The sequence below is a fragment of the Pseudomonas sp. MWU13-2100 genome, assembly GCF_023242365.1.
Taxonomy (GTDB): Bacteria; Pseudomonadota; Gammaproteobacteria; order Pseudomonadales; family Pseudomonadaceae; genus Aquipseudomonas.
Genome location: NZ_JALLIX010000019.1, coordinates 46,901 through 61,091, shown reverse-complemented (window position 1 = coordinate 61,091; position 14,191 = coordinate 46,901). Strand labels below are relative to the sequence as shown.

The window sequence follows — 14,191 nt, the reverse complement described above, 5'->3', positions numbered from 1 at the left end:
ACACAGGTTCTGGAGATATCCCGTAGATGTTGCTCACGCCGAAGTTCGAGGCTTTTCATCCACCCCATGCCCCAAGCCGGCTGTTTCGCGCCCTGGCCCTGGTCGGCCTGACGCTGCTGGGCGGTTGCTCGCTGGTGCCGGGCTACCAGCCGCCAGCCTTGCCCCTGGCCCCGCAGTGGGCGGCCAAGGACCCGTCCGCGGCCTCGGCCGACGCCATGGGCGGGCCCTGGTGGCGTGAGTTCCACAGTAGCGAACTCGATGGCCTGATTGCCCGTGGCCTGAACGACAACTACAGCCTCAAGGCCGCCGTGAGCCGGGTCGAGCAGGCCCGGGCCATCGCCCAGGCGGCCGGCGCCGGGCAATACCCCAACCTGTCCCTGGGCGGCAACTACCAGCGCCAGAACAACTACGGCAGCACGAAAAAATCCAGCGTCTTCGCCCAAGCCACCTATGAAGTGGACTTCTGGGGCAAGCAACGCGCCACCGCCGATTCCTCCCAGGCCCTGGCCAACGCCAGCCAGTTCGATGCCCAGACCTTGCGCATGACCCTCGGCGCGAGCATCGCCGACAGCTATTTCCAGGTCCTCTCGCTGCAAGACCGCGTACGCCTGGCCCAGTCCATCGCCGCCGATGCCAGCCAGGTCCTCGACCTGGTCCAGGTGCAGGCCAGCCAGGGCTCGGTGTCGAGCCTGGAAGTCGAACAGCAGCGCAATGCCCAGCAAACCTTCCAGGCCGCCGTACCGCTGTTGCAACAGCAGCTCGACGCGGCCAAGTATCAACTGGCAACGTTGGTGGGTGTGCCGCCTGAAGGCTTCGAGGTCCAGCAAACCGGGCTCGACGCCCTCCAGGTGCCACAACCCAAGGTCGGCCTGCCCGTCGGCCTGGTGCGCCAGCGTCCGGATATCCAGGCCGCCGAAGCCCGCCTGGTGTCGGCCAACTACGATGTCGGCGTGGCCCGGGCGGCATTTCTGCCCAACCTTTCCCTGGACCTGCTCGGCGGTATCGACACCCTGGCCGGCGGGCATATCTGGAGCATTGTCGGCAACCTGGCCCAGCCGGTGTTCAGCGGCGGCCAACTGAGCGGGCAACTGCATGCCGACCAGGCCCATGTGCAGGAACTGACCGCCAGCTATCGCGCCTCGATCATCGAAGCCTTGCGCGACGTGGAAACCCAGCTCAGCGCCGCGCGGCAACTGGACCAGGCCTATGCCCTGAACCAGGCCGCCGTCGGCTCGGCCCGTGAGGCCGCGCGCCTGGCCCAGGTCCGCTACCGGCTCGGCTCCACCGATTTCCAGACGCTGCTGGTGGTCGAGCGCACCCAGTACCAGGCCGAAGACGGTCTGTTGCAGGTGCGCCTCCAGCATTTGCAGGCCGCTGTCGGTCTGTTCCGCGCCATCGGCGGCGATTTCAGCGCGCCGACCCTGGCCGTCGCAACTCCTTCTTCTCCCTCTCAGGTCGTTCAGCCATGAAGCATTCACCCCAGGCGCCATCCCAACCTCGTCGTCTGCGCCTCGGCCTGCTGGTCGTGGCCATGCTCGGCGCTGCGCTGCTGATCAAGACCCAATGGATCGACCGCGCCCAGGCGGCACCGGCAGCCCCCGTCGACAGCGCCATCCCGGTGGTGATGCAGGCGGCGGGGCAGAAGGACCTGCCGATCTGGATCGATGCCATCGGCAATGTCCAGCCCCTCAACACCGTCAATGTGCGGGTGCGGGTCGACGGCGAGCTGCAGAAAGTCCTGTTCACCGAAGGGCAGATGGTCAACGCCGGCAGCCAGTTGGCGCAGATCGACCCGCGGGTCTACCAGGCCCAGGTGGCCCAGGCCCAGGCCATGGTCAGCAAGGACCAGGCGCAGCTTGCCAACTTGCGGGTCAATCTCGACCGGGCCAGCAAGCTGGCGGCGGCCAAGGCCGGGCCGACCCAGGACGTCGATACCTATCGGGCCCAATTGGCGGCCCAGCAGGCCACGGTCCAGGCCGACCAGGCGGCGCTGGACAACGCCCGCCTGCAACTGGCGTTTACCCGGATCGACGCGCCGTTCACCGGACGCACCGGGCAACGCCTGCTGGACGTCGGTTCGATTGTCCACGGCAGCGATGCCACCGGCCTGGTGACCCTGACGCAGATGGACCCGATCTCGGTGGCCTTCGCGGTGTCCCAGGACGACCTGGCGCGGATCCTCAAGGAAAACGCCGTGGCGCCCTTGCAGGTGTTCGCCATGAGCCGCGACGGCCATCAGCAGTTGGCTACCGGCTACCTGAGTTTTATCGACAGCCAGGTGATCGCCGCCAGCGGGCAGATCCAGCTCAAGGCGCAATTCCACAACGCCGGCCAGCAACTCTGGCCCGGCCAACTGGTGGGCGCGCGCCTGCTGGTGAGCACCCAGAAGGCCGCCACTGTGGTGCCGGCCAACGCCGTGCAGCAAGGGCAGAAGGGCGACTTCGTCTACGTGGTCAATACCGACCAGCGGGTCGAGCCGCGGCAGGTCACGGCGGCGACGGTGGTCGACGGCCAGCAGTGGATCAAGGACGGCCTGGCGCCGGGTGAAGTGGTGGTGGTCCAGGGCCAGTCGCGGATCGCTCCCGGGCTCAAGGTCAAGCCGGTCAGCCTGGACTCGGTCCCGGCGACACCTGAACTGGCGTCGGCCAGCAGCAGCGCAGGCCAGCCATGAACCTGCTTGCCGGTCTGATCCAGCGCCGCACCGGCCTGTGCCTGCTGGCCCTGGGGGTGATGCTGCTGGGCACCTTTGCCTATTTCCAACTGCCGGTGGCGCCGTTGCCGACGGTGGACTTTCCCACCATCCAGGTCACCGCCAAGCTCTCCGGGGCCAGCGCCGAAACCATGGCGACCTCGGTGGCGACGCCGCTGGAACGGGCGTTCGCGGCGGTACCGCAGGTCACCTCGATGACCTCTTCGAGTTCCTCGGGCAAGACCCAGATCGTCCTGCAGTTCGACCTGTCGCGCAATATCGACGGCGCGGCCCAGGACGTGCAGACAGCGATCAACACCGCCAGTGCGACGTTGCCGAAAACCATGACCAGCACGCCGACCTTCAACAAGGTCAATCCGGCGGAGTTCACCGTGCTGTCCCTGGCCCTGACCTCGCCGACGCGAACCTTGCCGGAGCTGGACCGCTACGCCGACAACTACCTGGCCCAGCGTCTGTCGCAGATGCCCGGCGTCGGCCTGGTGGATTTCCATGGCGAGCAGAAGCCGGCGGTGCGCATCCAGATCGACCCGGATGCTCTGGCGGCCCGTGGCCTGACCCTGGAAGAAGTGCGCAACATTGTCGGCCTCAGTACCCTCGACCAACCCAAGGGCAACCTCAACGGCCAATACCGTTCGGTGACCCTCGATGCCACCGACCAACTGCTCGACCCCAAGGGGTATCGCGAGCAGGTGGTGGCCTACAAGGCCGGGGTGCCGATCAAGCTCGGCGATCTGGGCCGGGTCATCGATGGCGCCGAGGACACCCAGCAGGCTGCCGGCATCGACGGCCAGCCGACGGTGATCGTCGACATCCACAAGCAGCCGGGCTTCAACGTGCTGTCGACCATCGCCAATATCAAAGCCGGCCTGCCGGCCCTGACCGCGTCCTTGCCACGGGACGTCCAGGTCCAGGTGGTCGGCGACCGCACCCAGACCATCAATGCCTCGGTCAACGACGTGCAGTTCACCTTGCTGCTGTCCATCGCCCTGGTGGTCGTGGTGATCTTCGTGTTCCTGCGCAAGGCCACCGCGACCCTGATCCCGACCCTGACCATCCCGCTGTCGCTGGTGGCGACCTTCGCCGTGATGTACCTGCTGGGCTACAGCCTGGACAACCTGTCGATCATGGGCCTGGCGATTGCCGTCGGCTTCGTGGTGGACGACGCCATCGTGGTCATGGAAAACATCGTCCGCCATCTGGAAATGGGCAAGTCGCGGATCCAGGCGGCGGTGGACGGTCTGCGCGAAGTGGGCTTCACCATTGTCTCGATGACCGTGTCGCTGATCGCGGTGTTCCTGCCGATCCTGTTGATGGGTGGCATCGTCGGGCGGCTGATGCGCGAGTTCGCGGTGACGGTCAGCGTGGCGATCCTGATGTCCGGCGTGGTCTCCCTGACCGTGACGCCGATGCTCTGCGCCTGGTTGCTCAAGCCGGAACACGACTCGCGTCCGAGCCGTTTCGGCGATGCCTGCGAGGCGGTCTACAAGCGGATCCACGAGGGCTACCGGCGCAGCCTGGAGTGGGTGCTCGATCACCAGCGCCTGACCCTGGCGGTGGCGGTCGCCACCTTCGTCGCCACGGCCATGCTCTACCTGTATATCCCCAAGGGCTTTTTTCCACAGCAGGACACTGGCCTGATCCAGGGCGTCGCCGAAGCCGCCTCGGACATTTCGCCGGACGCCATGCGCCAGCGGGTCGCCCTGCTGGCGGATATCGTCAGCGCCGATCCGGCGGTGGCCAAGGTGTATTTCTGGATCGGCCCCAACCCGACGGTCAGCCAGGGGCGGGTGATGGTCAACCTCAAACCGTTCGACCAGCGCACGGCCAGCGCCCAGCAGGTGATCGCACGCTTGCAAGCGGCCCTCGACAAGGTCCAGGGCATCAAGCTGTTCCTGCAGGCCAACCAGGATATCCAGATCGGCGGCCGGGCCAGCAAGACCCAGTACCAGTACACCTTGCAGGATCCGGACAGCAAGGAGCTGGACCATTGGAGCGGGTTGTTGCTCGAGCGTCTCAGGCAGTTGCCGCAATTGCGCAACGTGACCTCCGACCAACAGCGTGCCGCGCCCCAGGCGACCCTGGTGATCGACCGGCCGTCGGCGGCGCGCCTGGGGGTCAACGTGCAGGCGATCGACGACGTGCTCTATGACGCCTTCGGCCAGCGCCAGATCGCGACCATGTTCACCCAGTTGGACCAGAATCACGTCATTCTCGAACTCGATCCGCGCTGGCAGATGTCCATCGAGACCCTCAAGCACCTGTATGTGCGTTCGACCAGCGGGGGCATGGTGCCGCTGGACATGCTGGCGAGTATCCGCAACGAACTGGCGCCGATCATCATCAACCACCAGGGCGTGTTCCCGGCCATTACCCTGTCGTTCGACCTGGCCCCCGGCCAGGCCCTGAGCGATGCGGTCAACGCCATCGAGAAGGCCTCGCTGGCGGTGGGCCTGCCCGACACGGTGTCGGGGAGTTTCCAGGGCACCGCCCAGGCGTTCAAGGATTCGCTCAAGTCGCAACCCTGGCTGATCCTGGCGGCGATCCTGACGGTCTATATCGTCCTTGGGGTGCTCTATGAAAGCGCCATCCATCCGCTGACGATCATTTCCACCTTGCCTTCGGCCGGCTTCGGCGCCTTGCTGGCCTTGATCATCTGCGGGCAGGACCTGTCGGTGCTGGGGATGATCGGCATCATCCTGCTGATCGGCATCGTCAAGAAGAACGCGATCATGATCGTCGACTTCACCCTGGAGGCCGAGCGCGGCGGCATGGCGCCACGGCAGGCGGTGCATGAAGCCTGCCTGTTGCGGCTGCGGCCGATCCTGATGACCTCGCTGGCGGCGCTGCTCGGCGCCGTGCCACTGGCGTTTGGCCATGGCGCCGGTTCGGAATTGCGTCAGCCCTTGGGGATCGCCATTGTCGGCGGGCTGGCGGTGTCACAACTGCTGACGCTCTACACCACGCCGGTGGTCTACCTGTGGTTCGACCGGTTGCGCGGGCAAAAAAAGACCCGCAACGAAGGCGAGTCCAATGGGATTGAAACGAGGAGTGAGCCAATCCTAGGCGCGCAGAAGTGAAATCCGCGTGAAAGCCCGGCGCGGAAAATTGAAAATTCGTGACCGGCTGGTCATTCGTCGGAACCTAGCGTCAGAGCCTGCGAGTCGCTGTCGGTCGACTACGCTCAATGTTTTTGAAGCCTGTCGGTGTTGGCCGGCAGGGATCAATTATGTTGAGAAGGAGAAGGCTATGAAGGAAGCGTACATTTACGACAACGGCGATGAGTTTCCCATCAACAATCGACTGCGTTGCGGCCAGACGGCCTATGTCGCGGAGTTTGGTGGGGAGGTGCCGGTCGAGGTGACTGAGGTCAAGACGGTGAGGCCCGCGCCGACACTGCTGGTCAAGCAACCGTATTTCCCCAAGGCCAAACCGCGCCTGAATAAACACGCCTGACCGAGCCCGATACCTGTCGTTAAGGCGATTTGAGGCCCGCAATAAAATATTGTGGCGAGCGGGCAAGCCCGCTCGCCACAAATCCGCGCTCGGCCTTATATTCCGTGAAACTGGCGCTGGGTACGTTCTGGACCCTATGCCCATAGAGATGACGGCGCGGTCAGCGTCGACGCAGGCTCTGCTCCATCCGGCTGATGCCTTCCTCCAGCAATGCCCTCGGACAACCGAAGTTCAGGCGCACGAATTGCTGAGCGTCGTCGCCGAACTCGATACCCGCGCTCAACCCCACCTTGGCTTCTTCCAGGAAGAACCGGTACGGGTCCGCAAGCCCCAACGCGCTGCAATCCAGCCAGGCCAGGTAAGTTCCCTGGGCCGGCTGCAGAACCACGCCCGGCAAGCGGGTTTGCACCGCGTGTTGCAAGTAGTCGCGGTTGGCCTGCAGGTACTCCACCAGAGCCTTGAGCCACGGACCGCACTCGGTGTAGGCCGTGCAGGTCGCCTCCAGCCCCAGGGCGTTGACGCTGTCGACCATGCCTGAGCGGGCGGCGTTGAAACGCTCGCGTACCACCGGGTCCTGGACAATGGCATAGGCGGTCTTCAGCCCGGCGATGTTATAGGCCTTGCTCGCCGACATCAGGGTGATGGTGTGCTTGGCTATCTCGCTGCTCAGGGAGGCGATCGGCACATGGCGACGGCCATCGAAGCAGAGGTCGGCGTGGATTTCGTCGCTGATGATCAGCGCGCCCTGTTCCAGGCAGATATCCGCTATCTGTTGCAGCTCCTCCCGTGGGAAGACCTTGCCCAGCGGGTTGTGCGGGTTGCTCAAGAGCAGCGCGCCGCCGCCTTGCAAGGCATTGCGCAGGGCGCGCAAGGGGGTAACGTAATCACCCCGGGCATCACGTTCGAACTCCAGCTCGACTTTCGGCAGCTTCCAGTTGCCCGGCGCCAGGCGCAGCGGACGGTAGTTCGGGGTCTGCACCACAACGTTCTGACCCGCCTGTACAAAGGCGTGCAGCGCCATATTGAACCCCGGCTCGACTCCCGGCAGGAAAATCAGCTCCTGGGGCTCCACGCGCCAGGCGTACTTGTTCCAGAGGTCGGCGACGATGGCCTGGCGCAGTGCATCCTGGGCCACGCTGTAACCCAGTTGCGGATGTTCCAGGCGCTTGTGCAGGGCCTCGGTGATCGCGCTCGCCAGCGGCAGGTCCATATCGGCCACCCACATGGGCAGGACGTCGGCCGGGTAGCGGCTCCACTTGGTGCTGCCGGTGTTGCGGCGGTCGATCAGGGTGTCGAAGTTGAAGATCATGCTGGTGGTCAAACTCGAGAGAAATCCCCGAAAGCGTCGGGTGTTCGTGGTCTTGGGCGGCGGACGAGGGTACGGCTGAACGGGTTGCAGTGTTCGGTGTGTGCAGTTTATCCGTTCGTGTCGTCCAGTGGCATGCTCTGATCGGCTTGCACCACGCGATTGCGCCCATCGTCCTTGGCCCGGTAGAGCGCTCGGTCTGCTTCCCTGAGCACCAGGGCCACACTCTTGCGGTCCTGCGGCCAACTTGTCACGCCCAGGGAGATGGTCACCGGTATGCCGTTCGGGCTTTCGGTATAGGCCATCGCCGCGCGCAAACGCTCGGCCACCAGCAGCGCCTGGGCCAGTGGCGTGGAGGGCAGCAGCATCAGGAACTCCTCGCCACCCTGGCGGCAGAGCACGTCGCTTTCCCGGGAATGGCGGCGGATCTGTTGGGCCAGGTGTTGCAGCACCAGATCACCGGCGCTGTGCCCGTAGCCGTCGTTGACCTGCTTGAAGTGGTCGATGTCCAGGGCGATCAGCGAGAACGGCTGGCGTTGGCTTTCCCAGTCGTCGAGGATCAATTGCAGGCCGCGCCGGTTGGTCAGGCCGGTCAGCGGGTCGGTGACGCTTTCCTGGTTGAGCCGGCCCAGTTGCTGGTGCAGTGACATCAGGGCCTTCTGCATGGTGTTCTTCAACTGCGCGGCTTCGTAATACCAGGCCCGCACCTTGCTCACCGACTGGGCCGCGCTGGAGGAACCCCAATACTGGGTGGTATTGGCCAGTTGCCAGAGCGGTTTGCTGATCAGCGTCGAAATCCACCAGATACCCAGCAGCGACAGCAGCAACAGCGGCACGGCGTAACCGGCGACTTCCAGCATCAAGCGTTGCAGGCCCTCCAGGGTGACGGCGGTGGGTCGCTGGCTGATCACGCCCCAGCCGATCCGCGGCACTGGTGCGTAGCCGGTGAGCATGTCCACACCCTTGGAATTGTGCAACCGCAGGCTACCGGTTTCGCCGGCGATCACCGCGTTGATGGCCGGGTTGCCCTTGATGACGTCACCGACCCGCAGCGGATCCTGGTGATAGATCAGCCGGCCCTGGGTATCGACCACGTAGAGGTAGGTGCCGTCACGGTAATACTGTTCGCCCAGCAGCGAGTGCAGGATGTTTGGTTCGTTGAGGTAGATACCTGCACCCAGGTAGCCGAGGTAGTTGCCATCATCGTCGAAGATCGGGTGCGAGATCTGGATCATCAGGCGGTTGTTGGCCCCGACATAGGGGCTTGAAATATAGGGTTGGCGCGCCATGCTCGCCTGGCGAAAGCCTTCGCTGGCGGAAAAGGTGCCGGTCAGGTTCATCGAAGTGGGCGACGAGGCGATGATCTTGCCGTCCGCGCGGATGATGATCACCGAGTTGAAGCTGCCGGTCTGGCGACGCAGTCGGTGCGCTTCCTGCCACAGTTGGTCCGGCTGGTTCCAGATCGCGGGCAACAGTCCGGCGCTGAAGGCCAGTTGCTGCTGGGTCGACTTGAGGAAGTTGTTGGTGGTATTGGCCAGCTTCAGGGCATAGATCCGATTGGCTTCCAGGGTCTGTTCCATCAGGAAGTTGCGTTGGGTCTGGTAGCTGGCGAAGAAAAGATTCCCGGCGGTCAGGGTCACGACGGAAAGCGACAGCAACAGGATCAATCGGCGGAGGTCGATGCGTGGCATGGATTTCTTATAAAAATAATGGCGGGCCCGGGCAGCCTGAGGCGCAATGATAGATCAGAGCGCTCGGCAGCCCTATGGGCCAGGCATAAAAAACCGCCATGCCCTTGTAGGCGCCGGCTTGCTGGCGATCCAGGCGATGCGGTCCTGCAGGGCACCGCGTCGCTGCCATCGCCAGCAAGCCGGCGTCTACAGGTCAGAAGATGTAATCGGTGGTCAGGAATGTCGATTCGCGGTTATGGATGATATCGCTGATCAGCGCTTTGTTGCTGTCCTGGAACTTGGTCGCCACCAGGGTACGGATCGAAAACACCCGCAGGGCATCGTGCACCGAGAGGGTACCCTCGGCCGAGTTCTTGCGCCCGTTGAATGGGTAGGTGTCCGGGCCACGCTGGCACTGGGCATTGATATTGATCCGCCCGACCTGGTTGGCGAAGATGTCCACCAGCCGGCCGACCTGGGCCGGATCGGTGCCGAAAATGCTCAGTTGCTGGCCAAAATCCGACTCCAGCACATAGTCGATCGCGGTTTCCAGGTCGCGGTAGGGCACGATGGGGACCACCGGGCCGAACTGTTCTTCCTGGTACACGCGCATCCCGGCATTCACCGGGTACAGCACCGCCGGATAGAAGAACGAGGCGCGGGTCTGGCCGCCATCGGGGTTGACCACCTTGGCTCCCTTGGCCTGGGCATCGGCCACCAGGGCCTTGAGGTAGTCGATCTTGCCGGCTTCCGGCAACGGCGTCAGTGACACGCCGTTGTCCCAGGGCATGCCCGGGACCAGGCCTTGCACCTTGCGGTTGAATTTCTCGATAAAACCTTCAACCACGTCTTCGTGGACGAACAGGATCTTCAGTGCGGTGCAGCGTTGGCCGTTGAACGACAACGAGCCGGTGACACATTCGTTGACCGCGTTGTCCAGGTCGACCTCGGGCAGCACGATGGCCGGATTCTTCGCATCCAGGCCCAGGGCGGCACGCAGGCGGTGGGGCCTGGGATGGAGTTTCTTCAGGTCGCTGGCGGCTTTGTTGGTGCCGATGAAGGCGAAGATATCAATCTTGCCGCTGGCCATCAGCGCGCTGACGGTTTCCCTGCCGCTGCCATAGATCACGTTGATCACCCCGGCCGGGAAACTGTCGCGGAAGGCCTCCAGCAGCGGACGAATCAGCAGCACGCCGAGCTTGGCCGGTTTGAACACCACGGTGTTGCCCATGATCAGCGCCGGGATCAGGGTGGTGAAGGTTTCATTCAGTGGGTAGTTGTAGGGGCCCATGCACAGCGCCACGCCCATGGGCACGCGACGGATCTGGCCGAGGGTGTCCTGCTCCAGCTCGAAGCGGCTGGAGCGGCGGTCGAGTTCCTTCAGGGCATTGATGGTGTCGACGATGTAGTCGCAGGTACGGTCGAATTCCTTCTCGGAATCCTTGAGGTTCTTGCCGATCTCCCACATCAGCAGCTTGACCACCGCCTCGCGCTGCTCGCGCATGCGCCGCAGGAAGGCTTCGACGTGCTGGATGCGTTCGGCCACGCGCATCCTCGGCCATTCGCCCTGGCCACGATCATAGGCGCGAACCGCGGCGTCGAGGGCGGTGAGGGCGGTCTCGGCATCCAGCAGCGGCGTGCTGCCGAGGATCACTTGCTCATCGCCGTTGGTGGTGGCGAGGTACACCGGGCTGCGCACCTGGGCCAGCGGGCCGTCCCAACTGCGCAAGGTGCCGTTGACCAGGTATTCGCGTTGTTCCAGTTGGCCTTCGAGTCGATACTTTTCCGGGATGTCCGCGGCGGCGGGAAACAGTGAGTCGAGCAGCTTCTGGTCGGTCATGAGGCTATCACCCTGTCTGATGGAAAGGACGCTGAAACGCTTCAGTGCTGAGCCTTGTTTTATCACGAAACAGCTTAGTCGCGTCCAGTGCAAACGGCAGGCTGGCGTACCGGCGGTTGAAGCGCGGCGGTGCTGGCCGCAGAATGACGTTCTCTTTTTCCTTTTCTTCAAGGCGACCTTCATGACGTTGGCAACGTTGCTCCTGTTCCTGATCAGCTCGGCGGCGATCATCGCCATGCCCGGCCCGACGGTGTTGCTGGCTTTGCACAACGGCTCCAACCACGGCGTGCGGGCGGCGGCCTGGGGCATGGGCGGTGCGGTGCTGGCCGACGGCTTGCTGGTGACGGCGGTGGCCTGTGGCCTGGGGATTTTGCTGCAGGCCAGCGAGACGCTGTTCCAGGCGGTGAAGTGGCTGGGGGCGGCGTATCTGGTCTGGCTGGGCTGGAAAATGTTGCGTTCGACCGGGACCTTGGCGCAGGTGCCGGTTCAGCAGGGTTCGAACCGTTCTGTCGGCTTGTTTATGCGCTGTTTCGTGGTGGCGCTGACCAATCCCAAGGCGCTGCTGTTCATGTCGGCGTTCCTGCCGCAGTTCATTGACAGTACGCAGCCGCAGTTGCCGCAATATGCGTTGCTGGCGCTGGTGCTGACCTTGCTCAATGTCAGCATCATGTTGTTTTACGCACTCTGCGGCGCACGCTTGTTGAGCCGCTTGCAGGGCGGCCATCTGCGGGCGTTCAACCGGGTGACCGGCGGTTTGCTGATGACCTTGGGCGGGGTGTTGGCGTTTTATCGGCGCGGTGCTGCGGCCTGACGGGTGGGGGTGTTCTTGAGGGCCTTTTTCGCGGGCAAGCTCCGCTCCCACACTGTTCGAGTCGGACTCAAATCATGCGTACGAGACAGAACCTGTGGGAGCGGAGCTTGCCCGCGAAGAGGCCAGTGGCCCCGACTAGACCTTCGGATCCTCATGCGGCTTGAGCGGCCGCGCATACTCAGGCTTGAGCTTGCCATCCTTGTCCAGCAACCAGGCATCGAGAATCTCCCGCACCACGGGCCCGGCAACCCGGCCACCGGCCTCGCCGTTCTCGATCATCACTGAAATCACGATCTGCGGGTCTTCCGCCGGGGCAAAACCGACGAACAAGGCGTTGTCGCGATTGCGTTCCGAGGTCTTCAGGCGGTCATAACGCTCCCCCTGCTTGATCGCCACCACCTGTGCCGTACCACTCTTGCCGGCAATGCGGTACTGCGCACCTACCGCCGCCGCCCGGGCGATACCGCGTGGATCGTGCATCACCAACTGCATGGCGTAGTTGACCTGCTCCCACTGCCGGGGGTCATGCAGCACGATATTGGGAATCGGATGCTCGTCCACCGGCGCGACCTGGCCGATGGTCCGGGCCAGGTGCGGGCGATTCCACACGCCCTTGTTGGCGATCAGGGTCGTGGCCTGGGCCAGTTGCAGCGGTGTGACCTGCATATAGCCCTGGCCGATACCGAGGATCACCGTCTCCCCGGGGAACCAGGCCTGGCGCCGGGTCGTGCGTTTCCACTCGCGTGACGGCATCAGCCCCGGCGACTCCTCGAACATGTCGAGGGAGACCTTCTGGCCGACGCCGAACTTGTTCAGGTAATCGTGCAGGCGGTCGATGCCCAGCTTGTTCGCCAGGTCATAGAAGTAGGTGTCGTTGGAACGCATGATCGCCGCGTTGAGGTCGACCCAGCCGTCGCCGCTGTGGTTCCAGTTGCGGTATTTGTGCTCGACATTGGGCAACTGGAAGTAGCCGGGGTCGAACACCCGGGTGGTGGGGGAGATCACCCCGCTGTCCAGGCCGGCGATGGCCACTTCCGGCTTGATGGTCGAACCCGGCGCGTAGAGCCCGCGCAGGGCGCGGTTGAACAGCGGGCGGTCAAGGGAGTCGCGCAGGGCCGAGTAGTCCTTGGCGCGGATCCCGGTGACGAACAGGTTCGGATCGAAGCTCGGCTTGCTGACCATCGCCAACACTTCGCCGGTCTTCGGATCGATCGCGATCACCGCGCCGCGGCGGTCGCCCAGGGCCTTCTCGGCGGCTTCCTGGAGGTTGATATCGAGGCTCAGGACAATGTTCTTGCCGGGAATCGGATCGGTGTGCTTGAGCACCCGCATGACCCGGCCCTGGGCGTTGGTCTCGACTTCCTCGTAGCCGACATGGCCGTGCAGTTCGTCTTCATAGAAGCGTTCGATGCCGGTCTTGCCGATGGACTGGGTACCACGGTATTCCACCGGATCCAGCTGCTTGCTTTCCTTTTCGTTGATCCGTCCGACATAACCCACCGAATGGGCGAAATGATCGCCCAGCGGGTAATGCCGGACGAACTGCGGCTCGACCTCGACGCCCGGCAGCTTGAACTCGTTCACCGCCAGCAGGGCGATCTGCTGTTCGGTCAGTTCGTAGAGCAGGGTGACCGGTTCGAACGGGTGGCGCGACTGCTTGAGGATCTTGGTGAACATCGTCCGGTCTTCTTCCGGCAGATTGAGCACGCTCATCACCGTGTCCAGCACCTGGCCGACGTCACCGGCGCGCTCGCGGGTCAGGGTCATGTTGAAGCTGGGCTGGTTGTCGGCGAGCACCTGGCCGTTGCGGTCGAAAATAATCCCGCGTTCCGGCGGGATCGGCAGGACGTGGACGCGGTTGTTTTCCGAGACGGTGGAATTATAGGAAAACTCGGTGACCTGGAGGAAATACAGGCGGGCGACCAGGCTGCCGGCCAGTCCCAGGACCAGGATGCCGCAGGCCAGCAAGCGCTTGTTCACCAGGCGCTTTTCGTTCTCGTGATCCTTGATATGAATGGGATCGGTCATGAGGAACCTGTGTTGTGCAAAGAAAATTGAATATGAACGGAGCTGCTAAGAGAGAAAGTGTATAGGTGGCTATTTAAATCGGCGCACACGATACCAAGAAGCGCCCGCTTCCGGGGCTTTATTGAAAGCTGATCCGCCAAAAGGTGGAGCGCTCGGGAGAGGGCGGCTGGTTGAGCCTGCACTTCGGGCCCCGACTGATTTCCTGCTGCTCGGCGGCACGGCGCTGATCGGGCTGTTCATCTTCGGTTTATCGTTGCAGGCTTGCGCCGTATTGGGTGGCAACGCGGTCACTATCGCCGGGATATAGGTGGCCCTGCGTTATGCCTCGGAAATCCTCCTCAGCCCTGTGGGCGGTCGCCTGGCCGACAGTTAT

9 protein-coding genes are annotated in these 14,191 nt (G+C 63.7%); 5 read left to right on the top strand and 4 right to left on the bottom strand.

Annotated features, from left to right (window positions below):
* Positions 1–26: 26 nt before the first annotated feature.
* The 4 genes from M5B99_RS15180 to M5B99_RS15165 all read left to right on the top strand — a co-directional run bounded on the left by M5B99_RS15180 (position 27) and on the right by M5B99_RS15165 (position 6,163).
* Positions 27–1,469, top strand: coding sequence for an efflux transporter outer membrane subunit (locus M5B99_RS15180; RefSeq protein ID WP_248804817.1), 1,443 nt, complete (start codon positions 27–29; stop codon positions 1,467–1,469).
* Complete coding sequence (locus M5B99_RS15175; RefSeq protein WP_248804816.1) at positions 1,466–2,671, top strand: efflux RND transporter periplasmic adaptor subunit; 1,206 nt, start codon at positions 1,466–1,468, stop codon at positions 2,669–2,671. The genes M5B99_RS15180 and M5B99_RS15175 overlap by 4 nt, the downstream gene beginning before the upstream one ends.
* Positions 2,668–5,787 carry an efflux RND transporter permease subunit gene (locus tag M5B99_RS15170; RefSeq protein ID WP_248804815.1) on the top strand — a complete coding sequence of 1,040 codons (3,120 nt, stop codon included), beginning with the start codon at positions 2,668–2,670 and terminating at the stop codon, positions 5,785–5,787. The genes M5B99_RS15175 and M5B99_RS15170 overlap by 4 nt, the downstream gene beginning before the upstream one ends.
* A 169-nt stretch (positions 5,788–5,956) precedes the next feature.
* Positions 5,957–6,163 (top strand): hypothetical protein, encoded by a 207-nt coding sequence (locus tag M5B99_RS15165; protein ID WP_248804814.1) that lies wholly within the window; start codon positions 5,957–5,959, stop codon positions 6,161–6,163.
* A 160-nt stretch (positions 6,164–6,323) separates the two neighbouring features.
* Here the strand turns inward: M5B99_RS15165 and M5B99_RS15160 are convergent, their stop codons facing one another.
* The 3 genes from M5B99_RS15160 to M5B99_RS15150 form a co-directional block, all read right to left on the bottom strand.
* Positions 6,324–7,472, bottom strand: a complete 1,149-nt coding sequence (locus tag M5B99_RS15160) for a MalY/PatB family protein (protein ID WP_248804813.1) — start codon at positions 7,470–7,472, stop codon at positions 6,324–6,326.
* Positions 7,473–7,579: 107 nt separating this feature from the next.
* Positions 7,580–9,160 carry a sensor domain-containing diguanylate cyclase gene (locus M5B99_RS15155; protein WP_248804812.1) on the bottom strand — a complete coding sequence of 527 codons (1,581 nt, stop codon included), beginning with the start codon at positions 9,158–9,160 and terminating at the stop codon, positions 7,580–7,582.
* A 193-nt stretch (positions 9,161–9,353) separates the two neighbouring features.
* Positions 9,354–10,979, bottom strand: coding sequence for an NADP-dependent glyceraldehyde-3-phosphate dehydrogenase (locus tag M5B99_RS15150; protein ID WP_248804811.1), 1,626 nt, complete (start codon positions 10,977–10,979; stop codon positions 9,354–9,356).
* A gap of 181 nt (positions 10,980–11,160) precedes the next feature.
* Here M5B99_RS15150 and M5B99_RS15145 point away from each other — a divergent pair, with 181 nt between their 5' ends.
* A complete protein-coding gene (locus M5B99_RS15145) occupies positions 11,161–11,790 on the top strand; it encodes a LysE family translocator (RefSeq protein WP_248804810.1) in 630 nt (209 codons plus the stop codon).
* Positions 11,791–11,925: 135 nt separating this feature from the next.
* Here M5B99_RS15145 and mrdA read toward each other — a convergent pair whose 3' ends face one another.
* On the bottom strand, positions 11,926–13,818 hold the full coding sequence (gene mrdA, locus M5B99_RS15140; RefSeq protein WP_248804809.1) for a penicillin-binding protein 2: 1,893 nt from the start codon (positions 13,816–13,818) through the stop codon (positions 11,926–11,928).
* Between the last annotated feature and the right edge of the window lie 373 nt (positions 13,819–14,191).

Bases quoted from the DNA above. Each gene is read 5' to 3' on its own strand.
- M5B99_RS15180 (WP_248804817.1), top strand. From the start codon at position 27: ATGTTGCTCACGCCGAAGTTCGAGGCTTTTCATCCACCCCATGCCCCA.
- M5B99_RS15175 (WP_248804816.1), top strand. From the start codon at position 1,466: ATGAAGCATTCACCCCAGGCGCCATCCCAACCTCGTCGTCTGCGCCTC.
- M5B99_RS15170 (WP_248804815.1), top strand. From the start codon at position 2,668: ATGAACCTGCTTGCCGGTCTGATCCAGCGCCGCACCGGCCTGTGCCTG.
- M5B99_RS15165 (WP_248804814.1), top strand. From the start codon at position 5,957: ATGAAGGAAGCGTACATTTACGACAACGGCGATGAGTTTCCCATCAAC.
- M5B99_RS15160 (WP_248804813.1), bottom strand. From the start codon at position 7,472: ATGATCTTCAACTTCGACACCCTGATCGACCGCCGCAACACCGGCAGC.
- M5B99_RS15155 (WP_248804812.1), bottom strand. From the start codon at position 9,160: ATGCCACGCATCGACCTCCGCCGATTGATCCTGTTGCTGTCGCTTTCC.
- M5B99_RS15150 (WP_248804811.1), bottom strand. From the start codon at position 10,979: ATGACCGACCAGAAGCTGCTCGACTCACTGTTTCCCGCCGCCGCGGAC.
- M5B99_RS15145 (WP_248804810.1), top strand. From the start codon at position 11,161: ATGACGTTGGCAACGTTGCTCCTGTTCCTGATCAGCTCGGCGGCGATC.
- mrdA (WP_248804809.1), bottom strand. From the start codon at position 13,818: ATGACCGATCCCATTCATATCAAGGATCACGAGAACGAAAAGCGCCTG.